Source organism: Mesorhizobium sp. FG116, from assembly GCF_057809835.1.
This window is the reverse complement of the sequence record NZ_JBMDKS010000018.1, coordinates 81,078-104,059: the sequence shown is the minus strand read 5'-3', so window position 1 is coordinate 104,059 and position 22,982 is coordinate 81,078. Positions and strand designations below refer to the sequence as shown.

Annotated in this window: 21 protein-coding genes; 5 read left to right on the top strand and 16 right to left on the bottom strand. The window is 61.9% G+C overall.

From position 1 onward, the window contains the following. Nucleotides 1–61: 61 nt before the first annotated feature. From ACODTY_RS15255 to ACODTY_RS15215, 9 genes are all read right to left on the bottom strand, one after another. Nucleotides 62–361, bottom strand: coding sequence for a DUF2849 domain-containing protein (locus ACODTY_RS15255; RefSeq protein ID WP_488995062.1), 300 nt, complete (start codon nt 359–361; stop codon nt 62–64). Further along, nucleotides 358–1,806, bottom strand: a complete 1,449-nt coding sequence (cysG, locus tag ACODTY_RS15250; RefSeq protein ID WP_488995061.1) for a siroheme synthase CysG — start codon at nt 1,804–1,806, stop codon at nt 358–360. The genes ACODTY_RS15255 and cysG overlap by 4 nt, the downstream gene beginning before the upstream one ends. A 287-nt stretch (nt 1,807–2,093) precedes the next feature. Beyond that, nucleotides 2,094–2,843 carry an SDR family NAD(P)-dependent oxidoreductase gene (locus ACODTY_RS15245; protein ID WP_488995060.1) on the bottom strand — a complete coding sequence of 250 codons (750 nt, stop codon included), beginning with the start codon at nt 2,841–2,843 and terminating at the stop codon, nt 2,094–2,096. Between the two features lie 202 nt (nt 2,844–3,045). Continuing rightward, complete coding sequence (locus ACODTY_RS15240) at nt 3,046–5,277, bottom strand: transglycosylase domain-containing protein (protein WP_488995059.1); 2,232 nt, start codon at nt 5,275–5,277, stop codon at nt 3,046–3,048. A 213-nt stretch (nt 5,278–5,490) separates the two neighbouring features. After that, the gene (locus ACODTY_RS15235) at nt 5,491–8,082 is read right to left on the bottom strand and encodes an AMP-binding protein (protein ID WP_488995058.1); all 2,592 of its coding nucleotides are present in this window, start codon (nt 8,080–8,082) and stop codon (nt 5,491–5,493) included. Nucleotides 8,083–8,297: 215 nt separating this feature from the next. Beyond that, nucleotides 8,298–9,383, bottom strand: a complete 1,086-nt coding sequence (locus tag ACODTY_RS15230) for a GGDEF domain-containing protein (protein WP_488995057.1) — start codon at nt 9,381–9,383, stop codon at nt 8,298–8,300. A 165-nt stretch (nt 9,384–9,548) separates the two neighbouring features. Continuing rightward, nucleotides 9,549–10,616 (bottom strand): tellurite resistance/C4-dicarboxylate transporter family protein, encoded by a 1,068-nt coding sequence (locus ACODTY_RS15225; RefSeq protein WP_488995056.1) that lies wholly within the window; start codon nt 10,614–10,616, stop codon nt 9,549–9,551. 353 nt (nt 10,617–10,969) lie between these two features. Further along, nucleotides 10,970–11,419, bottom strand: a complete 450-nt coding sequence (locus ACODTY_RS15220) for a universal stress protein (RefSeq protein ID WP_488995055.1) — start codon at nt 11,417–11,419, stop codon at nt 10,970–10,972. Between the two features lie 173 nt (nt 11,420–11,592). Next, nucleotides 11,593–12,021, bottom strand: a complete 429-nt coding sequence (locus tag ACODTY_RS15215) for a hypothetical protein (protein ID WP_488995054.1) — start codon at nt 12,019–12,021, stop codon at nt 11,593–11,595. A 270-nt stretch (nt 12,022–12,291) separates the two neighbouring features. On the opposite strand from ACODTY_RS15215, the gene ACODTY_RS15210 reads away from it, so the two are divergent. Then, nucleotides 12,292–12,594, top strand: a complete 303-nt coding sequence (locus tag ACODTY_RS15210; RefSeq protein ID WP_056234228.1) for a DUF982 domain-containing protein — start codon at nt 12,292–12,294, stop codon at nt 12,592–12,594. 49 nt (nt 12,595–12,643) lie between these two features. On the opposite strand, the gene ACODTY_RS15205 is transcribed toward ACODTY_RS15210, so the two are convergent. The 5 genes from ACODTY_RS15205 to ACODTY_RS15185 all read right to left on the bottom strand — a co-directional run bounded on the left by ACODTY_RS15205 (nt 12,644) and on the right by ACODTY_RS15185 (nt 15,479). Beyond that, complete coding sequence (locus ACODTY_RS15205) at nt 12,644–12,790, bottom strand: hypothetical protein (RefSeq protein WP_488995053.1); 147 nt, start codon at nt 12,788–12,790, stop codon at nt 12,644–12,646. A 23-nt stretch (nt 12,791–12,813) separates the two neighbouring features. After that, the gene (locus ACODTY_RS15200; RefSeq protein ID WP_056234232.1) at nt 12,814–13,068 is read right to left on the bottom strand and encodes a GlsB/YeaQ/YmgE family stress response membrane protein; all 255 of its coding nucleotides are present in this window, start codon (nt 13,066–13,068) and stop codon (nt 12,814–12,816) included. Between the two features lie 126 nt (nt 13,069–13,194). After that, nucleotides 13,195–13,404: a hypothetical protein gene (locus tag ACODTY_RS15195; RefSeq protein WP_488995052.1), complete on the bottom strand. Its 210-nt coding sequence runs from the start codon at nt 13,402–13,404 to the stop codon at nt 13,195–13,197. A 55-nt stretch (nt 13,405–13,459) separates the two neighbouring features. Further along, the gene (locus ACODTY_RS15190; protein WP_488995051.1) at nt 13,460–14,086 is read right to left on the bottom strand and encodes a ribonuclease D; all 627 of its coding nucleotides are present in this window, start codon (nt 14,084–14,086) and stop codon (nt 13,460–13,462) included. Between the two features lie 7 nt (nt 14,087–14,093). Then, on the bottom strand, nt 14,094–15,479 hold the full coding sequence (locus ACODTY_RS15185; protein ID WP_488995050.1) for a M20/M25/M40 family metallo-hydrolase: 1,386 nt from the start codon (nt 15,477–15,479) through the stop codon (nt 14,094–14,096). A 250-nt stretch (nt 15,480–15,729) separates the two neighbouring features. Between ACODTY_RS15185 and ACODTY_RS15180 the strand changes: the two genes are divergently transcribed. The 4 genes from ACODTY_RS15180 (at nt 15,730) to ACODTY_RS15165 (ending at nt 21,399) form a co-directional block, all read left to right on the top strand. Further along, nucleotides 15,730–16,644, top strand: coding sequence for a polysaccharide deacetylase family protein (locus ACODTY_RS15180; RefSeq protein ID WP_488995049.1), 915 nt, complete (start codon nt 15,730–15,732; stop codon nt 16,642–16,644). Next, the gene (locus ACODTY_RS15175) at nt 16,641–17,456 is read left to right on the top strand and encodes a formyl transferase (protein WP_488995048.1); all 816 of its coding nucleotides are present in this window, start codon (nt 16,641–16,643) and stop codon (nt 17,454–17,456) included. The genes ACODTY_RS15180 and ACODTY_RS15175 overlap by 4 nt, the downstream gene beginning before the upstream one ends. A 318-nt stretch (nt 17,457–17,774) precedes the next feature. After that, the gene (polA, locus tag ACODTY_RS15170) at nt 17,775–20,771 is read left to right on the top strand and encodes a DNA polymerase I (protein WP_488995047.1); all 2,997 of its coding nucleotides are present in this window, start codon (nt 17,775–17,777) and stop codon (nt 20,769–20,771) included. 7 nt (nt 20,772–20,778) lie between these two features. After that, entirely contained in the window at nt 20,779–21,399 is a 621-nt protein-coding gene (locus ACODTY_RS15165) for a LysE family translocator (RefSeq protein WP_488995046.1), read from the top strand. Between the two features lie 4 nt (nt 21,400–21,403). Here the strand turns inward: ACODTY_RS15165 and ACODTY_RS15160 are convergent, their stop codons facing one another. Both ACODTY_RS15160 and mgrA read right to left on the bottom strand, forming a co-directional pair. After that, the gene (locus ACODTY_RS15160) at nt 21,404–21,808 is read right to left on the bottom strand and encodes a Fur family transcriptional regulator (RefSeq protein WP_488995045.1); all 405 of its coding nucleotides are present in this window, start codon (nt 21,806–21,808) and stop codon (nt 21,404–21,406) included. A gap of 122 nt (nt 21,809–21,930) precedes the next feature. Next, nucleotides 21,931–22,977 (bottom strand): L-glyceraldehyde 3-phosphate reductase, encoded by a 1,047-nt coding sequence (mgrA, locus tag ACODTY_RS15155; RefSeq protein WP_488995044.1) that lies wholly within the window; start codon nt 22,975–22,977, stop codon nt 21,931–21,933. Nucleotides 22,978–22,982: the final 5 nt, after the last annotated feature.

The following is a 22,982-nucleotide window of genomic DNA, read 5'->3' as shown; positions in this document are numbered from 1 at the left end:
TTGCTGCGTTTCCCGAGCATGACCTTGTCCGAAAACCGGGGCCACTTTTCGGGGTCATGCTCTAGGCGGCTTGTGGGATGCGGGCCTGCTTGCCGAGGTCGTTGCGAATGGTCGGGCCCGCGGCGCGGATACGCTCGCGCAGCCGGGTTGGGTGGATCGTGCCGTCGATGACCTCGATGTCGATGAGGTTGACGTCGACGACAAGATTGTCTGCGAGCGCCTTGTTGCCGATGGCTTCGAGCGCTTCGGCACTTTCCTTGTCATGGGCAATCAGCGCCTCGGCGATGGTCTCGACCCAGACGCCGTCGGCGTACCAGACGGCCTCGCCGTCGCTCAGCCGGTTCGCGGTCAGAAGCTTCATGCGTTCACTCCTTCGATGGCGGGGCGAGCGTGGAGAGCCTTGCCGACGGCAAGCGCTTCGGAGTTGGCAAAATTGGCACCGGCAACGGCGTCGCCGATGATGGTCATGACGGGACCGTCGAGATCGTCGCGCACCTGCAGCGACGGCAGGTCGGCCAGCGTGCCGTGGAACTTGCGGCGAATGCCGAGGCTGGCATTTTCGACCACGGCGACAGCGGTGTCGGATGCGAGGCCGGCATCGATCAGGCGGCCCGCGACTTCGGCAGCAACGGAGCGACCCATATAGACGGCGACGGTGGCACCCGAGATGGCAAGCTTGGCCCAGTCAGGCAGCGAATTGCCCTTGAGGTCGTGGCCGGTGGTGAACACCATCGAGGAGGTGACGCCGCGCAGCGTCAGCGGCAGTTCGAAATCGGCGGCAGCGGCGAAGGCCGCGGTGACGCCCGGCACGACCTCGTAGGAGATGCCGGCATCGCGCAACGCCGCCATTTCCTCACCGGCCCGGCCGAAAACCAGCGGATCGCCGCTCTTGAGACGAACGACGCGCTTGCCCTCGCGGCCGAGCTCGACCAGCAGGGAATTGATTTCGGCCTGCGTCTTGGAGTGGCAGCCCTTGCGCTTGCCGACCGACACGCGCTCGGCATCGCGGCGGCCCATGGCGACGACGGCTTCCGGCACCAGCGCGTCATAGAGGATGACGTCGGCTTCCATCAAAAGGCGCTGCGCACGAAGCGTCAGAAGGTCTTCCGCGCCGGGGCCTGCGCCGACCAGCGCGATATGACCCGATGAACGGCCGGAGGTGACGAGCAGATGCGAGGCGGCCTCATGCGCCTCGACAAGACGACCTGCGGCAAGCGCCTGCGCCGGCGCACCGGTGAAGAACTCGCTCCAGAAGCGGCGGCGGGCAGCGCCTTTCGGCAACAGCTTTTCGGCGGCGTGACGGAAGGAAACGGCAAGCGAGGCAACCGCGCCGAGCGAAGGCGACAGCATCTGGTCGATGCGGGCGCGGATCATCTGGGCAAGCACAGGCCCCGCCCCTTCGGTGCCGATGGCGATGGCGACGGGCGCGCGGTTGACCAGCGCAGGCGTGAAGAAATCGCACAGTTCAGGACGGTCTACGGCGTTGACCGCGATGCCGAGGCGGCGCGCATCTTCCGCAACGCGGCGGTCGAGGATTTCTTCGCCGCTGGCGGCAAAGACCACGACCGCGCCTTCGAGATGGGAAGGCTCATAGGGTGCTGCGACATGGGTCGCGCCGTTGGCCGCGATCCAACCGGCCAGTTCGGCAGAGGCGTGTTCGGCAATGATGCGAAGCTCAGCCGACGACTGGCCAAGCAGCCTTGCCTTGGCAAGCGCTTCCTCGCCGTCGCCGACGATGGCGACGGTTTTCCCTTCGACCCGCAGGAACACGGGGAAAGCATTCAGCTTGGGTGTGTCATGCGGCATTGCGGTAAAGTCCTGAACAGGCTGGCATTTTTAGCCGTGTGCAGGAAAGAGCAGAAGAAACGCACTCGCGCGCCGCTTGAATGAATGCAATCTGTTTTCTGAAAGCGGCGAAGGGCGAAGAATAAATTTCCCATATGGCGCGAAAGCGCCCTGCCCGGCCCGCGACGGAGGCCCGTTATTGCTGCATAAAACAGGAAGGCGGCCAACCGCGCAAAGGCGATTTTTCTAAATTCTACCTTTTTTGTAGAATTAAGCCCGGTCCTTGATTTGAGGCTCGCGCGCTGCGCCTAGACGTGCTGGCCGCCGTTGATGTGGATTTCCGAGCCGGTGACGTAGGACGACTGGCCGGAGCACAGGAAGAAGATGATGTCGGCCACTTCCGCCGTGGTGCCGAGCCGGCGCAGCGGGATTGTCTCGACGATCTTTTCGGTGCCCGGTGACAGGATTGCCGTGTCGATTTCGCCCGGCGCGATAGCATTGACGCGGATGCCGTGCGGACCGAAATCATGCGCCATCTCGCGCGTCAGCGAACCGAGCGCGGCCTTGGAGGTGGCATAGGCTGTGCCGGCGAACGGATGCACGCGGCTGCCGGCAATCGAGGTGACGTTGACGATCGAGCCCTTTGCCGTCGAAAGCTCCTTGAACAGGCCGCGCGCCAGCATGATCGGCGCGAAGAAATTGACCTGGAAAACGTCGCGCCAGACATGCATCGGCGTATCGATCGAGTTCATGCGGGTGCCGCCCGATATCTTCGGCGAGATGCCGGCATTGTTGACCAGCGCGTGCAACTGGCCGCCATGCGATTCGAGCCGGTGGCGGATTTCCGCAACGGCGACGCCGACATCTTCCTGGTCGGCAAGATCGACCTTGATGTGGTCTTCAGGTCCGGCCGGCCACGGGCAATCCTCGGCAAACGCCTGCCGCGAGCAGGTTATGACGCGCCATCCTTCGCGCGAGAAGCGCTTGACGGTGGCGTGGCCGATGCCGCGGCTGGCACCGGTCAAAACAATGGTCTTTCGTGCGTCCATATCGGCCATGCGTTGTTCTCCGGCGCACACATGTAGCCGAACCGATCCGCGCTGGCGAGGGGGTGGCAGCGCTGCCCCAGCGGACAAGCGGGGCTGGCTTGGAAAGGTGCTTGGAAAAACTGGCGGCTGTTAGAAAAGGGTTGGCGGTGGCCGCCGCCTCACATCTGCCTGTCGCCACCTTCTCCCCGAAAACGGGGAGAAGAACCAAAGGTCAGCCGCCGGTCAAAAGGTCCAGGATCGAGCCGTTGCCCTTTTTCGTCGGGCCGCCGACATCGCCGGGCGGCACCGGGCGCTTGATCGAAGCGGTAGAGCCGTTGTCGCTCGGCATTGCCAGTTTGCCGCCATTGTCAGCCACCGGCACGTTGCGGGCTGGCTTGTTGGCGGGAACCAGCGGAGCGGGGTCTGCGCCCACATCGACGGACGGAACCTTGCGGACCGACCCACCATCGACGATTGCATCGGACGGCTTCGACTTCCATGTGCCGGGCAAGGGCGCGACCGGCACGCCTTCATGCGCGGCGACCATGAACTCGTGCCACGCCTGCGCCGGAAGCGCGCCGCCGGTGACCTTCTTCATCGGATGGCCGTCGTCGTTGCCGAACCAGACACCGGTGGTGAGATTGGCGGTGTAGCCGACGAACCAGGCATCGCGCGAATTCTGACTGGTGCCAGTCTTGCCGGCCGACGGCCAGGCAAACGCAGCCTTGCGCGCGGTGCCTGTCTCGACCGTTCCGGTCATCATCGCATTCATCATGCCGACGATCTCCGGCTTGATGACGCGCGGCGCGCTGCCGCCGGAATTCTCGTAAAGCACCTTGCCCTTGGCGGTGGTGACGCGGCGGACGAAATGCACCGGCGGGCGGTAGCCGCCATTGGCGAACGGCACATAGGCGGCGGTCAATTCAAGCGGCGTGACCTCGGACGTGCCGAGCGAAATGGTGACGTTGTTCTGCAGGTCGGACTGGATGCCCATGCGCCGGGCAGCCTCGACCACAGCGTCGGGGCCGACTTCCATGGTAAGCTGCGCCGCGACGGAATTCAGCGACTTGGCCAAAGCCGTCGCCAGCGTGACCTTGCCGTAGTACTTGCCGCCGTAGTTCTCGGGCTTCCACTTGCCGATGCGGATCGGCGCGTCGTTGCGCACGCTGTCCGGCGTACGTCCGGATTCCAGCGCGGCCATGTAGACGAACGGCTTGAAGGCCGAGCCCGGCTGGCGACGCGCCTCCGAAGCACGGTCGAACTGGCTGGTCGAATAGTCGTAGCCGCCGACCATCGCCCTGACCGCACCGGAATTGTCGATGGAGACGAGCGCGCCCTGGCTGACGTCGAGCTTCTTGCCATTGGCGTCGATCAACTGGCGGATCGACTTTTCGGCAAGCCTCTGCAGATTGAGGTCGATGGTGGTATCGACGATGATATCGCCCTCCACCTCTCCGATCAGATCCGGCAACTCTTCCATGACCGTGTCGGCGACGTAGTTTTCCGAGCCCGTCCAATAGGACGGCGAGCGCGTGGCCGGCGCACTCATGGCAAAGGTGTATTCCTTGCCAGAGATCATGCCTTCGTCACGCATCGAGGCAAGCACCAGTTGCGCCCGCTCTTCGGCAGCCTTGGGATCGCGCGCGGGCGAAAGTCTGGACGGGGCCTTGAGCAGGCCGGCAAGCAACGCCGCCTCGGAAAGCGAGACATCACGCGCGCCCTTGCCGAAATAGCGGCGCGAAGCCGCCTCCACGCCATAGGCGCCCGAACCGAAATAGACCCGGTTGAGATACATGGCGAGGATCTGGTCCTTGGTGTGCTTGTGCTCCAGCCAGAGCGCCAGAAGCACTTCCTGCACCTTGCGCTCAATCGTGCGGTCGGGCTTGAGGAAGAGGTTCTTGGCAAGCTGCTGGGTCAGCGTCGAGCCGCCCTGCGAGAAGCGGCCGCTGAGCGCGTTGGTGACCATCGCGCGGGCAAGGCCGATCGGGTCGATGCCGAAATGCGAATAGAAGCGGCGGTCCTCGATGGCGATGACCGCCTGCGGGATATAGGGCGACATGCCCTGCAAGCCCACCGCTTCGCCGCCGCTCATGCCGCGATTGGCGACGAGTTGGCCATCGACGGAGACGATCTTGATGTTGGGCGCTCGTTCGGGGATGGACCAGGTGGTGGCCGACGGCATTTTGGCGCCGTAGTAAACGACCATGCCGGCGGCAGCGATGCCGCCCCAGATGGCAAGCACGAAGCACCAGTAGGCGAGCCGTGTGAAAATGCCGAACAGGCCGCGCCGCGAGCGACGCCGGCTGGAACGCGATGATTTCACCTTGGATGACTTGCGTTTTGCTGAGGCCTTGCGGGTGGGCACGACGCGATCCTCCTCGCGCACCGAAAAGCCTAGAGAAGCGGCGCCGCGCGCCGGTTCGTCAAAGCTAGGCTCGATGCGTCTGTTGCTGCGGTTCGCCATGCCTCGATATTGCCCGTCCCCTGCCGATGGCGATCGAGGTGAAGGCTAGATGCGGCGATTTAAGGGCACGTTAAAATCGTTAAAATTAAAACTATTTGGTTTCAGACGGTTAGACGGAATCCGATCCGCCACTGGGATCCGCCACTGGAAGGAGGCATTTGTGCGCCGGCTGTCCTGCGATGCCAAGCGTGGCATATCCACTCGGGTCGGTTCCTAAAACTTGCCGGAGGCCGTGCGCTCCGGCAGGGCGAATTGCAACTCGCCAGCCGCCAATCTGTTCCCCGCAGCGATGGAAGAGCGCCCTGCCAAGAGGCCGAACAACCGCTTCTGCAAGGCAAACATGACCAGACCCGAGAGAACCCCAACGGCGATGGCCAGCACTGTGAAGGCCGGCGTGGACTGCGCAGGGTGCGGCAACAGCCATTCGGGCAAGATCCGGTGAAACAGGTAGATGTGGTAGCCGGCAGCCGAGACCGGCAGCACGCAGTTGACCAGCCAGCCCGGCAAGGCGATGCGCGGTACATAAAGCAGCACAAGCACCGCCCCGGCAACCGACGCGAACTTGACCCAGGACCCGGTCCAGTTGCCTCCCCACCAGGCAAACAGCGCACACAGGGCCGCTGCGATCAATCCCAGAACCGAGCGCCTTGACGAGGAGTCGGCAAAGTAGACGCACCAGCCCAGCACAGCCAGATGGAACACGTCCGGCAAGGTAAATATCCGCGCGCCGCCGATGTTCCAGACAAAGGGCGTCAGCAATTTCGCTGCAACCGACAGGGCAAGCAGGATCATGCCAAGAGCGAAAGGCTGCGAGCCGGCAAAGCGCCTCAGCGGGGCAATGCAGAACAAGGCCACCCACAACAGGACGATCTGGGCGTAGGCCTCCACGAACCAATAAAGATACGGCATCATGTGCGCCGGCTTGACCAGGCCAAGATTGCCGATGAGCAGGAAGGACGGCCACAATATCTCGCCTCGCACCAGCGAAAAGCCGACCACGATAGGCAGATAGATCGCGAGGTTGGCGGCAAGCGGGCTGAGTACCCCGGCCATGTCGCCGGCGAACAGCCGCTGACGGTGAAAGCGCGCGAGGCCGTATCCGACCATCATGACCAGGACGGCCGCACCGCCGGGGATGGGCCACAAGGTTGCATGGTGCACGACTATGAGCAGGATGGCCGCCGCGCGCAGGACCAACTGGCTGTCGATCGAGGAAGACCGGTTGGCGCTGCGATTCATCTGCCCGAGCGCTGCAACGGACGTGACCTCCCATCCCTCGGGCAGGTGCCCGAGTTCGCGCTCGAGGGTCAGCGAAAGCTGAACGTAGAGCAGCGAATCGCCGCCGAGACTTTCAAAAGTGTCGTCGGGGCCGACAGGGCGCGGATAGAAAGCGCGCTGGAAGGCGGCAAGGATGCCAGTGCCCGGCTTTTCCCGCAGCGCCCCCAGGCGAGCGGAAACGGCGGTATAGTCGATCTTGCCGGAAGGAAGCCGCGGCAAGGCCTTGGCCCTGACGACCTCGAGATGCGACCGTGGCAGGCCGCTTGCCGCCATCATCGCCTTGAGCACCTCGGCATCGGAATGGTGCGAGGTAACCAGCGCAAGGATGCGCTCGTCGTTGCCGGCCACAGCGGCGGTGATCCCGGCGTTTTCGAGCGCCGCCTCGACCGCGCCGTGGCTGATGCGCAAGCCAGCGATCTTCGACATGCGCCTGCGGCGACCGACGATGCGATAAAGGCCATGACTATCGCGTTCGGCCATATCGCCGGTACGCAGTTCGGTGACCTCGTGGCCTTTCGCGAGATCGGCGCGGGCAAGAGCGTAACCCATCATCACGTTGGGCCCGCGATAGACCAGTTCGCCCGTTTCGCCGGTGCGCTCGATTGGCCGTCCGTCGTCATCGACAAGGCCGAGTGTACCGCCGGGAATTGCAATGCCGATCTTTTCGGTGTTGCCGGCAAGCTGATCGGACGGAACATAGGCAATGCGGGCCGTGGCCTCGGTCTGGCCATACATCATGAAGAAGCGCTGGCCAGCAGCGGCAAGGTGGTGCCGGAAGGTTTCGGCAAGGGCCGGAGCCATGCGCCCGCCGGCAACGGTCATGAAACGCAGCGAGGGTAGTTCGTGACGGCGAAAGCCGGTTCGTTCCATCAACTCGAATGAATAGGGCACGCCGCTGATATTGGTGCAGCCGGCATCGCGCATCTCCTCGGCAAAGCCGGCATCGGAGGCACCGGTTTCGGGGAAATAGACACTGGCTCCGACCGCAAGATGGGAGTTGAGCACCGACAGCCCGTAGGAATAGTGGAACGGCAGGATAAGGGCCGCCCGGTCGTTGGACTGAAGTTCGAGGTAGCAGCCGATGGATCGGGCGTTGCCATCGACAGCGGCGGCGGAAAGCCGGACATGACGGGTCTTGCCAGTGCTGCCCGAAGTGCCGAGCAATACCGCCAGATCGGCGTGCAGATCGTCACGCGCCCTGCCCGTCTCGGCAAGGCAGCGCCAGCGCCCATCGACGCGCCGGCAAACGATTTCGGGGGCGAAATCGTCGATGAAATCGTCCAGCGCCTGCCGGTTGCATGATGGCAGCAGTGCGACGGCATGCTGGCCGTGAAGTGCTGCGAGATAGGCGATGACGGCATGTTCCGTCGGCTCTGCCACCACGGCGACAAGCTTCTTGCGCGGACCGAATTCCCTGGCTTGCGAAGCAACCCGACGCGCGAGATCGGCGTAGGAAATCGGCGCACGATCGGGAAAGATCAGCGCGGGCCGTTGGCCGAATTCTTCGAACCGTTCAAAGCTATGCATTCCCCCGGCTCCCGACTGCCAGGGCCAGCAAGGGCCCCAGACATGATCGGGAAAGCGGCTACCCTAATTCATGAGTTATTGCATCATGTATTAGCAGATTGCCGGTGCACATTTTTGTGCACCGGGGTGGGGATCAAGGCACAAAAAGTCAGGTATCGGTTGGCGACGGCTTTCCGGGCGCAAGAAAGCGCTGGCGATACCCTGAATGGGAGGGCTCAGGCCGCCGCGTGCACGTGCCGGCCCTTTCCGCCCGCCTTGGCGCGGTAGAGGGCGGCGTCCGCAGCGTGCAGCACGGCCATCGCCTCGGTCAGCGAGCCGTCGATGCAGGCGCTGCCGATGCTGGCGCCGATGGTGACGGTCTCGCCATTCGGCAAGGTGAACGGGGCAGTCATGGTCTCGATCAATCTGGACGCGATGCGGGCGCAATCCTCGTCATTGGCCTTCGGCAGCAGGAACAGGAATTCATCGCCGCCCATGCGGAAGATCGCATCGCCGAGACGCACGCTGTCCAGCATGCGGTGTGATGCGGCCCGCAACAGGAAATCACCCGCCGGATGGCCATACTGATCGTTGACTTCCTTGAACCCGTCGAGATCGAGGCTGAGGAAGCAGTAGCCCGCCTTGGGAGGAGCGCGAGAGTCGAGCTTGGCACGACGCTCGGCGAAATGCATGCGGTTGAAAAGGCCGGTCAGTTCGTCGGTTATGGCCATCGTGTGAGCCCGGCGCTCCGCCTTGATCATGCGCAGCATCGAGGCATGGTTCTGTTCGATGAACAGATAAAGGCTGGCGATCCAGGGGATGATCAGCATGGCGGCAACCGTCATGCCGGGAATTGGAGAACCGGCAAGCCCGGCCGCGAAGGGCGCGGCAATGAGGATGAGCAGCAGCAAAGCGTGCCGGGGCGTTGCCGCGTTGCGAGAGCTGACGACGCAGGCTGCGGCAGTGCCGATGATCGCCGACACAACGATGAGGGGCACGATGCCGCTTGCCATGCACAGGTAGATGGCAACGCCCAGAAGCAGGCTCCACAGCGCCCCAAACACCAGGAGCTTGTTGGCGCATTCCCTTCGCTTTTCCTGGGAAGCGACGTTTGCTTCGACCATCACCTTCCAGCGAAGGGCCGTAAGCAGAAGCTCCGCAGCAGCCCACAATATCGGCCAAGTCGCCGAGGTGTGATAGATCACCATGGCCGCCAGGGCGATGGTGCTGATGGGCGCGATCAGAATGGCTGCGCGGCGGTCCAGGATGGTCTGGAAAAGCTGGTCCCGCTCATAAGGGTCGGACGTCAGCGGCGACGCCATCAGATATTGAAGAACGGTCCGCGTCACTCTGCGGAGGGATATGAACCTGTTGCGCATGTCTCGCGTGCAAATATCCGTAGGAATGACCGAGGCGACCGGACCAGCCGATCCAGACCATAATGGTGCCGGAGTGCCCGGGGTTCCATCCAAATCGCCCGCTTGGGTTTATGGTTCGTATAGAGCGGTTTTCCCCGGCTTTCGTGCCAACGCGTGCAGCATGCCGATGAAGGTGACAGCCCAGGCGGCAATTGCCGCGTAGAAGAATGCACTTGCAACCGGCCCCAGAAGGTTGAACTCCATGGCGCGGTCAAGCTGAAAGGTGCAGGCCGCATACATGCCAAGCGGAAACACCGCGCCCCAGTAGAGCGGATCGTAGCTGACCGGAAAGCGGCGATAGATGTAACGCCAGACGCCGAGCAGGAGCAGCATCGGTATCCACCATGTGCCGGTGGCCCAGTAAAGCACGGTGAAGCCCTTGATGAAGGGCAAAAGCGACACCAGGAACTGCGCGCCGGGCGCGTTTTCGATCAGCAGCGAGCCCGCCAGCGTCGAGATCGCCATTGCACCCATATTGATCCAGTAGGGCGGCTCGAGGTCGCCCGGCGAAAGCGAAAAAAAGGTGTAGCGGTAGAAGATCAGCGCCATCAGCCAGATGTAGAACATGCCGCCCCAGAGCCACATCGACAGCGCCAGAAGATTGAGTTCCAGCCGCCACGGCTGATCCACATGCGCTGCCAGAAGCACGCTCGAAACCGCGACCGATTGCGTGGCGACGACCGCCAGCAGCCAGCCGCCATTGATGCCGGTGCCAAGCGTCGGCTTCTCGCCCTTGACGGTGAGCGCGGTAAAGATGGTGTAGGTCAGGCCCAGCCAGAGCAGGACGGTGACCAGCCACAAAAGCGTGCCGATGAAACGGTCGTCGGCAAGGATGATGAACTGGCTGGCCATAATGCCGGTGGCGGCGACGGCGGTGAAATAGCCGGGACCCGAAAGATGGCCGATCATGTCGCCGAAAAAACGGCGCGGGTGGCGCCATGCGCGCAGCAGATAGAGAACCCACAGCACGCAATATTGCAGCCCGTTCAGGTAGAACAGCGCCCGGGCGATGCCCGGAAATCCCATCATGAAGGCCGCCAGCGAGACGATGCCCGTGGCCATCACCAGGCCGAAATAACCCGGCGACATATCAGCCAGGCGGTCGAGCCAGCGTTCTCTGGACTGAGACTGAGACAATGCGAGAATCTCCCCTCGCATTCCTTATCCGGCTTGGCGGCCAAGGCAAACAGGCATGGCTCGCGCCGTCGCCACGCACAAGGCCGGAACGCCCAAAGAAAAGGCCGCCCGAAGGCGGCCAAGGAAGGGTATGGGAGCTGCTGGACCAAGAGAAGGGATCAGCAAGTACTCATTATGCATATTTCCTGAGAGGAAGCAAGTTTTCATTTGGATATAATTTAAAAAATTTGCCGGCGATTTTCGGCAGGCTTCACCGGAACGCAAAAAGGCACTGCCGTCGCCCGGCAATCCAGGCAACAGCCTCAATGGCCTGCTGCGACAGGCCGGCCTCGTGTGAGCAATGGTGAGAGGCTCTAGCGGACGACGAGCACCGGAATCTTGCTGTGGGCGAGAACCTCGGCGGTCTGGCTGCCCAGGATCAGGCGGCCAAGCCCACGGCGGCCATGCGAAGCCATGACGATGAGGTTGCAGCCGCGCGCCTCAGCCGCTTCGATGATGGCGTCTGCCGGCCAACGATCGGGGACATGCAAGGTATCCGCCGTGACGCCGGCCCGATCCGCAGCCGCCTTGGCCGACACCAGCACGCCCTTGGCGAAGGATTCCTGGCCGGCCTCGTAGCGGTTGATGTCCTCGGGACCCGCGACCCATCCGGTTGCCGTTGCACCAGCCATCAAAGGGAAAGGTTCGGTCACGGTCACGATGGTCACCTTGCTCGACAGGGCCTTGGCCAGCGACAGGCCGTGGTCGAGCCCGTTCTTCGCGACATCTGATCCATCGGTTGCGATAAGGATGTGAGTGTACATGGCCTGCCCTCGTTTCCATGCCAGCGAGCAAACCAGAGCAAATCTTCGACGGCAAGCGGGCAGGCCGCGTAAAATTGCCTCGGCCGGCAAGCCCGGACAAAGCGGCGACGCAGGCCGATTTGCCTACGCCGCCGTGAGCCTGCCAAACTTCAAATTGCGTCTGCGCGCCAACGCTAGCTGAACGTCTCCCGCAGACCGGCGAAGAAGCCGCGTCCGGTCACAGCCGCGCTGACGCAGGATGCAGCCCTCGAAGCCTGCATCGTCGCGCCGACATGGCAATAGCAGACGATTTCGTGGAGCTGGTTGTCCGTCAGCTCGAAAAAGCGCTTGGCTTCGCCATATGTATCGTCCTGCAGTCCCTCTTCGCGCAGGAGTTCATCCTCGAAGGCAACGGAGATCGGCGAATTGTCGCCGCGCATGGCATTGCGTTCCAGCGGAGCCCGATATTCCGTTCCAGTAAGCGCTGTGAGAAGCCGTGCCGGTTCACGTTGAAGCAACTCCGACCAGCGATTGAGGCGCTGGTTGCGGTCCATTGTTGGCCGTACCGGATCAATTCGGACCTCGGCTATCGCCTGTAGCTGGTCCTTTGTTTGGTGTCTCATGGCAACCTCCTTTCGAAAGGTGGTGGCCCCAAGTCCGTGCTTCGAATTATACTGCGAACGCGCTGAAAGGTCATCAGCAACGCTGATCACATTCGCGGGGCCGCAGCCTCTCGCAAACCGATCCCAATCAATTTGATCCGCTCCGGCCGGTCCGCATTATTTTTGCCATGAATTGGCTTTTGATTGGAACCTTAAGGCGTAGCCGTCGTTATATCCGGTTGCCAGCCATAACAATAAAAGTCGGTATCGACTATCGAAGGGAGGTGTTTGATGGATCGCCTACAATTCTTCTCGCCTGTCCGCGTGTCACGAGGGCCCGGCCAATCGGTCGAGGAGATCGATAATGTCGTCGAAGCGATGGTGTTCCTGCGCGAATGGCCTGTTGGCCGTCGCGGCCCGGTCTATCGCTGCGCGTTGAACTGCTGCTCGGCGGCAATGGCCGCCCAGATGAGCGCGGAAGAAGCAAGAAAGTCATTTGCCGGTTTCGCCCGCATTACCGGGCTTCTGATCGACGGCGGACCGTCGCCGGTTGTGGCTGACCGGTACGCCGGGCAAAGACGCGCGGTAGGCTAACTTTCAAGCGCGTACAGATCGCCGTCCGACGGGGGCGGCGAAATTATGTTCAGTTCTGCTGTATCGAGATGCCGCTGTCGTCGATCTTGAGTTCGACGCCCGCGGGCTTCGATTCTTCGCGGTAAACGTAGACGCCCAAGGCGATGACCGCGACGACGAGCGCGCCGATGATGAGGTAAAGCGTATTCCTGTTCAAAGGCGCGCTCCTTCGCGGATAACTCAGGCGGATTTTACGAGACGGATCAGGAACAGCAGGATCACCGCGCCTAGTGTGGCGTGAATGATCGCGGCCACGATACCGCCGCCAAAAGCAAGGCCGATCGTCGGAAACAGCCAGCCGGCAATAAAGGCACCGACGATGCCGACGACGATGTTGCCGAGCAGGCCGAAGCCGTAGCCCTTGACGATAAGACCGGCCAGCCAGCCGGCAATCGCACCGATGATAAGGAATATGATGAGACTTTCCGCACCCATGGCATTCCCTCCGAGAACAAATGGCTGAGGCGAAGCAGCGCTCCGAATCAACCTCCAGTTTCAACAGTCACAACGTATGGGAAAGCTGGCAACGCCGCCAGCACTTACATCCGGTGCCCCGGACCGCTAGTCTTCCTCGTCGTCGGACGAGGCGGGACGCCAGCTTGTCGGCTCGATTTTCTTTTGCGTGCTGCTGTCGGTGTAAGCCCACCATGCGCCGTCGCCGGCATCAAAGCGCGCCGGCGATTCATTCATGACGCCGTCGCCATCCGTCCAGTAGACGGTGACTTTCGACCCATCCTTGGGCGCAGTGGATATCGGCTGACGTTCGGGCATTCTCATCCCCCTCTTCTGACCGGCACAACGCTACAGGGTGAAAGAGGTTCCGCCCTCAGCTATGGGCGAAGATATCCTCTTCGTCCCAGCCCATGAGGTCGAGTTTCGCACGGGTCGGCAGGAAGCGGAAACAGGCTTCGGCCTCTTTCGTGCGGCCGTCGCGTGCAAGACGCCCGGCCAGCACATCGCGCAGGCGGTGCAGGTAGAGCACGTCGGAAGCCGCATATTCGAGCTGTTCGGGCGAAAGCGTCTCCGCCGCCCAATCCGACGACTGCTGCTGCTTGGACAGGCTGACACCGAGCAACTCGTTGCAGATGTCCTTCAGGCCGTGGCGGTCGGTATAGGTGCGGGTCAGCCGCGAGGCGATCTTGGTGCAGAAAACCGGCTCGGCCATGACACCGAAGGCCTGATAGAGCACGGCGATATCGAAGCGTCCGAAATGGAACAGCTTGGTGACCTTGCGGTTGCGCAACAGGCTGACGAGGTTCGGCGCGCGCTTTTGCCCAGCCGCGATCTGGATGACGTCGGCGCTGCCGTCGCCCGGCGAAATCTGCACCACGCACAGCCGGTCGCGATGCGGGTTAAGCCCCAGCGTCTCGGTGTCGATGGCAACCGCATCGACATCGTAGTTGGCAAGGTCGGGAAGGTCGCCCTTGTGGAAACGGATATTGTTGTTACTCATGACGATCTCACCGTGTCAGCGCGTCGAGGATGCGCGCCCAGGAACGCTGCCCCTTGTGGAATGAAGAAAGCTCGTACTTCTCGTTCGGCGAATGGATGCGGTCGTCGGAGAGACCGAAACCGACGAGCAGCGATTCCATGCCGAGATAGGTCTGGAAATCGCCAACGATGGGGATCGATCCGCCCATGGCGATCATGACGGCAGGCTTCGGCCATTCGTCCGACAGCGCCTGCTTGGCCTTGGTCAGGAAGGGCGAGTCGTAAGAAAGCTGGATTGCCGGCGAGCCGCCATGCTTGTGGAACTCGACCGAACAATCGGCCGGCAGGCGCTCTTCGACGAACTTGCGGAAGGCGGCGCGGATCTTGTCCGGGTTCTGTTTGTGGACGAGACGGAACGACACCTTGGCCGACGCCTGTGCGGCGATGACGGTCTTGAAGCCCTTGCCGGTATAGCCGCCGATGATGCCGTTGAATTCGGCGGTCGGGCGCGCCCAGACCAGTTCGAGCACCGAACGGCCCTTTTCGCCGGCAGGCACCGAAAGGCCGATGGGTCCGAGGAAATCGTCTGCCGTTTCGCCAAGCGATTCCCACGATTTCAGGACCTGCGAAGGGGTTTCCTCGACGCCGTCATAGAAGCCCGGAATGGTGATGCGGCCGGTGTCGTCGTGGATGTCGGCAAGGATCTTGGCCAGGATGCGGATCGGGTTGGCGGCGGCGCCACCGAATTCGCCCGAATGCAGGTCGCGGTCGGCGGCATGGATGGTGATTTCCTCGCCGACGAGGCCGCGCAGTGCAGTCGAGATGGCGGGCGTATCGCGATCCCACATGCCGGTGTCGCAGACCATTGCGAAATCGGCCTTGAGTTCAGCCGCGTTGGCTTCGAGGAACGGCTTGAGCGATGGCGAGCCGGACTCTTCTTCGCCTTCGAACAGGAGCGTGATCTTGCACGGCAGAGCGCCATGCACGGCCTTCCAGGCCCGGCAGGCTTCGACGAAGGTCATCAGCTGGCCCTTGTCGTCGGCCGAGCCGCGGCCGGTGATGACCTTGTGATCTGGCCCGATTTCCTTGATGGCCGGCGCGAACGGATCGCTGTTCCAAAGTTCGAGCGGATCGACCGGCTGCACGTCGTAGTGGCCATAGAACAGCACGTGCGGGCTGCCGGCGGGGCCATCGTGGTGGGCAACGACCATCGGATGGCCGGGCGTGTTGCGCACGCTGGCGTCGAACCCGATGGTCTTGAGGTCCGCGACCAGCCACTCCGCGCCCTTGCGGCATTCGGCAGCGTAGGCTGGGTCGGTGGAGATCGACTTGACCTTCAGGAGGTCGAACAGGCGACCCAGCGACTGGTCGAGCGATTGGTCGAGGCGATCAAGTACGGGTGCAAGTGCGGACATTTTTGGAAAAGCCTTTCGATTCTGCGGCGGCACCCTAAAGCATGATCCCAAATGGTGGGAGCCGATTTTCCCAATTGATCATGTTTAAATTGGCTGTTTCCAGGCCTCAATTGCCCGAAGCACCGACCACTCCCCCTATTGAGAGGGATAAGCACACTATCGGATGCAGTGCGTGCGGCCAGATGGTCATATAGGAATTTAATTTGAAACAACGGTCAATTCCGCTGGAGAGACAGGAAGAGAAGCAAGAATGCCTGGTCTTACCGTGGCGCTCTATCACGCCATCGTTCCATCCGAGAGCAGTTTCGAGCGCGGCCTAGGGATAGCGACACGCCCTGAGGTGTTTGAAGCCCAAATTGCGCATCTCGCCGAGAACTACGATGTCGTAGACCTCGATGCTGTCCTGAGCGGCAAACTCCCGCGCAGGCCCCTCTTGATCACGTTCGATGACTTCTACGCGTCGGTTTTGACGTTTGCCAAAAGCGTCTTGAAGCCAAGAGGCTTGCCTTCCGTCTTTTTTGTCAATCCGGACATCGTGGGGCGTGATGCAATAGGCCTCGATAACGTGATAGCCTTCTGCGTCAATCGATTTGGTATAAAGGCCGTCTGCGAAGCGGCCAATCTCCGCTCACAATCGATATCCTCCATCGATGATCTGATTGAAGGTCCGATGTCACAAATGTCTGCCGCCAAGCGGACAGAGCTGAAAGCCCTACTCCTTGAAAATTTTTCCCCGGGTGCCGAAGATTTCAAAGAGAGAAATTCCGTCATCGATGCCGCGGACTTGGCCGAGTGCGCCACGCTCGGTATCGAAATCGGAAATCACACTGCAACACACGTGCATTGCGGCGCGTTGAGGCCAACTGAACTTCGCACTGAAATTGCCGAGGCGCGCCTCAAACTCGAAGCAATGTCGGGCAGGACCGTTCGAGCCTTCAGCGTACCATACGGTTCGGAGCGAGACCTCACCGCTCCCGTACTAGAGGCAATTCGTGAAAGTGGTCACAAGGCCATTTTCCTTGTTCATGGGCGATCCAATATTTCCCGGATAGCTCCCGACATCTGGTATCGAACCAGCCTGCACAACGAAAAGCCCTCTGACCTCTTTCGCAAGCTGACGATTTTTCCGCTGCTGCGAACCGTGAAGCAACACCTCTTCAAATGACCGACAGCCGATCGATCGTGGTGATTACCGCAGACGGCCCAGAGCACATATATGTGACCAACATCATATGCGCGCATTTCGACGTTGCGGCCATTTTCGTGCTGGAGCCCAGTCCTTCCAACAATCGTTTCAATGTCTGGCGAAGAGGCATCGGGACGATCTTGGACAAGCTTATGTGGCGCGCACTGCTTTTTGCCCTCAACGACAGGAAGGCCAGAAAGCAAGCTCTCCATAGCGTATTAGGTCACGAGAGCCTCGCCTTCGCGCAATCCGGTCGAGTAGTTCGCGTGCGCGCTGACGAACGTGAAAAACTAACGGCATCCATCACGGATATCGCCCCCGACATTCTGGCCGTCTACGGGACCGGAAAAATCCCAAATGAAATCCTGAATTTGGCTGACCAGGTTGCACTGAACATGCACACCGGCATCAGCCCATACTATCGCGGAACAGCGTGTGCATTTTGGCCCATTGTCAACAACAATGCCGAATTGGTGGGCGCCACAGTGCATGAATGCACGGCAGCAATGGATGGCGGAAAAATCTTCTTTTCGGGCAAGGCCCGTCTTTACAGGCACGATAGCCTCCACATGATTTTTGCGCGTGCCGTCAAGGTCGGCGCGCAGGCATATGTGGAAGTACTGAAGGCGGCGATGGATGGGACGCTGGAAGGCAAAGCCCAGGACCTCTCGATCGGGCGCGAGTATCGTGGATACATGCGAGGGTTTCGGGCCGAAATTCTCGCACGTCGCAACTTACGGCGAATGCGGAAATTCTGGAGCAACGAAAGCTCGGGAGCCAGCCAAAGGTAACGGCGGACGGCCAAAAAAATGCCGCCGTGGCGGAGGGGGAACCACGGCGGCGGTACTCAAACGGTGCGGCAGCCCGGAGAGGGGGATAGGCTGCCGCATTGTCCGGTATCGGCGGGGGACGGGCCTAACTCCGGACTTCGGCGAAAACTGCCGATGACATCTATCTGTGGATTCGAACATGGCGATTCAAGGGCACGAAGATTACAAGTTTGTAACATGGCCGTGATCGAGCTCACGCTGTCAGGAAGTTGACGGCTGGCTGTTTCGAAAACGCCTTTGCGATGGACCGCGAAGCAGCATCACGCTATCCATTCGGCCATGAAAAAAGGCGATCATCTCTTCCTTGTCGACGGCTCCGGCTACATCTTCCGCGCCTACCATGCGCTGCCGCCGCTGAACCGCAAATCCGACGGCTTGCCGACCAATGCCGTGCTCGGTTTCTGCAACATGGTGTGGAAGCTGATGCAGGATGCCCGCAACACCGACGTGGGCGTGACGCCGACGCATTTCGCGGTGATTTTCGACTATTCGTCGAAGACGTTCCGCAATGACCTTTATCCCGAATACAAGGCCAATCGCTCTGCTCCGCCCGAAGACCTGATCCCGCAATTCGGCCTTATCCGCGAGGCCACGCGCGCCTTCAGCCTGCCCTGCGTTGAAATGGAGGGCTTCGAGGCCGACGACCTGATCGCCACCTACTGCCGCATGGCGGAAGAAGCGGGCGCGGATGCCACCATCATTTCGTCCGACAAGGACCTGATGCAGTTGGTGCGCCCGACCGTGTCGATGTACGACCCGATGAAGGACCGCCAGATCTCGATCCCCGAAGTGATCGAGAAATGGGGCGTTCCGCCGGAAAAGATGATCGACTTGCAGGCCCTGACCGGCGACTCGGTCGACAATGTGCCGGGCGTGCCCGGCATCGGCCCGAAGACGGCGGCGCAACTTTTGGAGCAGTTCGGCGACCTCGACACGCTTCTGGCCCGTGCAGGCGAGATCAAGCAGGACAAGCGCCGCCAGTCGATCATCGACAATGCCGACAAGGCCCGCATTTCGCGAGAACTGGTGACGCTGAAGCGGGACGTTCCGGTGACGGAACTGCCGGACAGCTTCCAGCTGGAGCCATCCAATGGTCCGAAGCTGGTCGCCTTCCTGAAGGCTATGGAGTTTTCGACGCTGACCCGCCGCGTTGGCGAAGCAACGGGCACCGAGGTCAGCGAGATCGAGGCGGCCGATGTGCCGGTCGAACGCGCAGATACGGCGCATGGGCCGGACGTGGGTGCGGGAGCAACACCCCCCTCTGGCCTGCCGGCCATCTCCCCCTCAAGGGGGGAGAATGATCAATCGCCAACGTCGACACTGCCGATCTCCCCACCTGAGGGGGAGATGGCCGGCAGGCCAGAGGGAGGTACAACCCCTTCCCTGCTTTCCGCGCTTCGCTCGGAAGCAGCGGTCGCAGCCAAAATCGACACCAGCGCCTATGTCGCCATCCGTGATCTTGCCACCTTGAAGGCGTGGGTGGCGGACGCGATGGAGACCGGGCTGGTCGCCTTCGATACCGAGACGACATCGCTCGATCCGATGCAGGCTGAACTGGTCGGGTTCTCGCTGGCGACACGGCCGGGCCATGCCGCCTACGTGCCGCTTGCGCACAAGAAGGGGCAGGACGACCTGCTTGGCGGCGGGCTGGTGGAGAACCAGATCCCCATTCGCGAGGCGCTTTCGGCAGTGAAGCCGCTGCTCGAGGACAAGTCCGTCCTCAAGATCGCGCAGAACCTGAAATACGACCTCGTGATCATGAACCGCTACGGCATCGATGTCGCGCCATACGACGACACGATGCTGATTTCCTATGCGCTCGACGCCGGCACATCCGGCGGCCACGGCATGGACGCGCTGTCGGAGAGATGGCTTGGCCACAAGACCATCGCCTTCAAGGACGTGGCGGGTTCCGGCAAGAGCTTCATCGGCTTCGACCAGGTCGATATCGACAAGGCGACCGCCTATGCAGGCGAAGATGCCGACGTGACGCTGAGGCTATGGCAGGTTTTGAAGCCGCGCCTTGCCGCGAAGGGCCTGGCCTCGGTCTATGAGCGGCTGGAACGGCCTCTCGTGCCGGTGCTGGCGAAGATGGAACAGCGCGGCATCACGGTGGACCGGCAGATCCTGTCCAGGCTGTCCGGCGAACTGGCGCAGGGTGCTGCGCGGCTGGAAGAGGAAATCTACGGACTGATCGGCGAGCGCATCAATATCGGCTCGCCCAAGCAGCTTGGCGATATATTGTTTGGGCGCATGGGCCTGCCCGGCGGTTCCAAGACCAAGACCGGCCAATGGTCGACCTCGGCGCAACTGCTGGAAGACCTTGCCGCAGAAGGCCACGAATTGCCGCGCAAGATCGTCGACTGGCGCCAGCTGACCAAGCTGAAATCGACCTACACCGACGCTCTGCCCGGCTTCGTCAATCCTGAGACCAAGCGCGTCCACACCTCCTACGCGCTGGCGGCGACGACGACCGGGCGGCTGTCCTCATCCGATCCCAATTTGCAGAACATTCCGGTGCGCACGGCGGAAGGGCGCAAGATCAGGACCGCCTTCATCGCGGAAAAGGGCAACCGGCTGATTTCCGCCGACTACAGCCAAATCGAGCTGCGCGTGCTGGCCCATGTCGCCGACATTCCGCAACTGAAGCAGGCCTTTGCCGACGGGGCGGACATCCATGCCGCGACAGCATCGGAAATGTTCGGCGTTCCGATCGAAGGCATGCCGTCGGAAGTGCGCCGGCGTGCCAAGGCGATCAATTTCGGCATCATCTACGGCATCTCCGCCTTCGGCCTCGCCAACCAGCTTTCCATTCCGCGCGATGAAGCGGGCGCCTACATCAAGAAATACTTCGAGCGCTTTCCCGGCATTCGCGACTATATCGAGACGACGAAGGCCTACGCCCGCGAAAACGGCTATGTCGAAACCGTGTTCGGCCGGCGTATCCACTATCCGGAAATACGGTCTTCAAACCCTTCGGTCCGCGCCTTCAACGAGCGCGCCTCGATCAATGCGCGCCTGCAAGGCACGGCTGCCGACATCATCCGTCGCGCCATGGTGCGCATGGACGATGCGCTTGCCGAGGCGGGCTTGTCTGCCCGCATGCTGTTGCAAGTGCATGACGAACTGATCTTCGAAACGGCCGAAGCAGAGGTCGAGGCGACAATCCCCGTGGTGCGCTCGGTCATGGAGAACGCGGCGATGCCCGCTGCCTCGCTGTCGGTGCCGCTGCAGGTCGACGCCCGCGCCGCCGACAACTGGGACGAGGCACATTGAGGCCGATTTGCTAGCCGTCTCGCTGGAAACCCTTGCCTCCTTCGCACTGGCGTCATTCCTGATCGAACTGACCCCGGGACCGAACATGACCTATCTGGCCTTGGTGTCGGCGCAGGATGGCCGCCGCGCCGGCTTCGCGACAGTGGCGGGCATTGCGCTCGGGCTTGCGATCATCGGCGCGATTGCAGGTTTCGGCGTGGCCGAGCTGATCCAGGCATCAACCCTGGCCTATGAGACATTGCGCTGGGCCGGCGTGCTGTTCCTGCTCTACCTTGCATGGGAAGGCTGGAGCGCGGGAACAGATATCGTCTCGGCAAGCAGCGTCGATCACGAGCGCTATTTCATTCGCGGCCTGATGACCAACCTGCTTAACCCGAAGGCGGCGGTGTTTTATGTCGCGGTGTTGCCGACCTTTGTCGAGGCGGGCAAGCCGGTGCTGGCCCAGACCGCCCTGTTGACTGCGATCTATGTCGCGGTGGCAACGCTCGTGCATGCCGTGATCGTCATTCTTGCCGGCTCGCTGGAACCCTTCCTCAACGATCCGAGACGCGAACGCATCGCGCGGCGCGTCTTGTCGGCACTGTTGGCTGTTGTCGCCTTGTGGTTTGCGTGGACGACGGCGCGCTGACCGATCAGGCAGCAGCTTTCTGGCATTTGGCGCAGGTGCCGCGAAATTCGATTACGGCTTTCTTTGCAGCAAAGCCGGTGGAGCGCACCCAGTCATCAAGCTTGTGACCGACATCATGGTCGGAAAACTCGGTGACCTGCCCGCAGCTGTCGCAGATGGCGAAAGCCGTCATAGAGTGATTGTGGTCATGCGGTTCGGCGCAGGCAACGAAGGCATTGAGGCTTTCCAGCCGATGCACCAGCCCTTCCTTCACCAGAGTGTCGAGTGCCCGGTAGACCTGCAAGGGGGCGCGGAAGCCGCGCTCGCGCAACTGGTCGAGCAGCGTGTAGGCGCTGAGCGGCGCGCTCGCTGCCTCGAGCTTTTCCAGCACGCAAAGCTGGTTCTTCGTCAGAGCATTCCTTGCCGCCATGGTCCTGCCTTCGGGTCCAGCCACGGCGCACGAGGCGCGTGGCTCAACCTGACATAACCATTCGCGGCACTTTTTGCTACCGTTTCAGGGCCGTGACGACCTCGAGGCTCATCGAAGCGCGTCTATTTGCGCGTCGGACCTTCGCGTTCGGCCGACCGCGCCCACAGGTTGATGTTGGCATCGCGGGCGTAGGTGTCGATCTCGGCCAGTTCGCTGTCGGAGAATTCGAGATTGGCGAGAGCCGCAACGCAATCCTCGACCTGCTCGGGACGGCTGGCGCCGATCAGCGCCGAGGTAACCCGGCCTTTGCGCAGCACCCAGGCCAACGCCATCTGCGCAAGCGTCTGGCCGCGGCGGCCAGCAATCGCATTCAGCGCCTTGATGTTGGCAAGAGCCTGTTCGCTGAGGAAAGACTGGCGCAGCGACTTGCCTTGCGCCGCGCGGCTGCCCTCGGGAACGCCGCCAAGATACTTGTCGGTGAGCATGCCCTGGGCCAACGGCGAAAACACGATCGACCCGACGCCAAGCCCATCCAGCGTATCGAGCAGACCGTCCTCCTCGACCCAGCGGTTGAGCATCGAGTAACTGGGCTGGTGGATGAGGCATGGCGTGCCGAGGTCACGCAGGATGGCTGCGGCCTCGCGGGTGCGCTGCGAATTGTAGGACGAGATGCCGGCGTAAAGCGCCTTGCCGGAGCGCACGGCCTGACCGAGCGCGCCCATGGTTTCCTCAAGCGGCGTCTCGGGGTCGAAGCGGTGCGAATAGAAGATATCGACATAGTCGAGCCCCATCCTTTTCAGGCTCTGGTCGAGGCTGGAAAGGAGATACTTGCGGCTGCCCCACTCTCCATACGGACCCGGCCACATATCGTAGCCGGCCTTGCTGGAGATGATCATCTGGTCGCGGTAACCGGCAAAATCCGTGCGCAGGATTTCCCCGAAGGCCCGCTCGGCCGAGCCGGGAGGCGGGCCGTAATTGTTGGCGAGATCGAAATGGGTGATGCCGAGATCGAAGGCCTTGCGCACGATGGCCTGCTTGGTGCGATGCGGCGTGTCGTCGCCAAAATTGTGCCAGAGGCCGAGCGAGATCGCCGGCAGCTTCAGGCCAGAGCGCCCGCAACGATTGTAGATCATTTCGCGGTAGCGGTTTTCGGCTGGGGTGTAGGGCATGGGAC

Coding starts and splice junctions, on each gene's coding strand:
- mgrA (WP_488995044.1), bottom strand. CDS start 22,977: ATGCCCTACACCCCAGCCGAAAACCGCTACCGCGAAATGATCTACAAT.
- ACODTY_RS15255 (WP_488995062.1), bottom strand. CDS start 361: ATGAAGCTTCTGACCGCGAACCGGCTGAGCGACGGCGAGGCCGTCTGG.
- ACODTY_RS15235 (WP_488995058.1), bottom strand. CDS start 8,082: ATGCATAGCTTTGAACGGTTCGAAGAATTCGGCCAACGGCCCGCGCTG.
- ACODTY_RS15190 (WP_488995051.1), bottom strand. CDS start 14,086: ATGAGTAACAACAATATCCGTTTCCACAAGGGCGACCTTCCCGACCTT.
- ACODTY_RS15230 (WP_488995057.1), bottom strand. CDS start 9,383: ATGGCGTCGCCGCTGACGTCCGACCCTTATGAGCGGGACCAGCTTTTC.
- ACODTY_RS15160 (WP_488995045.1), bottom strand. CDS start 21,808: ATGGCGGCAAGGAATGCTCTGACGAAGAACCAGCTTTGCGTGCTGGAA.
- ACODTY_RS15240 (WP_488995059.1), bottom strand. CDS start 5,277: ATGGCGAACCGCAGCAACAGACGCATCGAGCCTAGCTTTGACGAACCG.
- ACODTY_RS15195 (WP_488995052.1), bottom strand. CDS start 13,404: ATGCCCGAACGTCAGCCGATATCCACTGCGCCCAAGGATGGGTCGAAA.
- ACODTY_RS15185 (WP_488995050.1), bottom strand. CDS start 15,479: ATGTCCGCACTTGCACCCGTACTTGATCGCCTCGACCAATCGCTCGAC.
- polA (WP_488995047.1), top strand. CDS start 17,775: ATGAAAAAAGGCGATCATCTCTTCCTTGTCGACGGCTCCGGCTACATC.
- cysG (WP_488995061.1), bottom strand. CDS start 1,806: ATGCCGCATGACACACCCAAGCTGAATGCTTTCCCCGTGTTCCTGCGG.
- ACODTY_RS15245 (WP_488995060.1), bottom strand. CDS start 2,843: ATGGCCGATATGGACGCACGAAAGACCATTGTTTTGACCGGTGCCAGC.
- ACODTY_RS15180 (WP_488995049.1), top strand. CDS start 15,730: ATGCCTGGTCTTACCGTGGCGCTCTATCACGCCATCGTTCCATCCGAG.
- ACODTY_RS15210 (WP_056234228.1), top strand. CDS start 12,292: ATGGATCGCCTACAATTCTTCTCGCCTGTCCGCGTGTCACGAGGGCCC.
- ACODTY_RS15200 (WP_056234232.1), bottom strand. CDS start 13,068: ATGGGTGCGGAAAGTCTCATCATATTCCTTATCATCGGTGCGATTGCC.
- ACODTY_RS15215 (WP_488995054.1), bottom strand. CDS start 12,021: ATGAGACACCAAACAAAGGACCAGCTACAGGCGATAGCCGAGGTCCGA.
- ACODTY_RS15220 (WP_488995055.1), bottom strand. CDS start 11,419: ATGTACACTCACATCCTTATCGCAACCGATGGATCAGATGTCGCGAAG.
- ACODTY_RS15175 (WP_488995048.1), top strand. CDS start 16,641: ATGACCGACAGCCGATCGATCGTGGTGATTACCGCAGACGGCCCAGAG.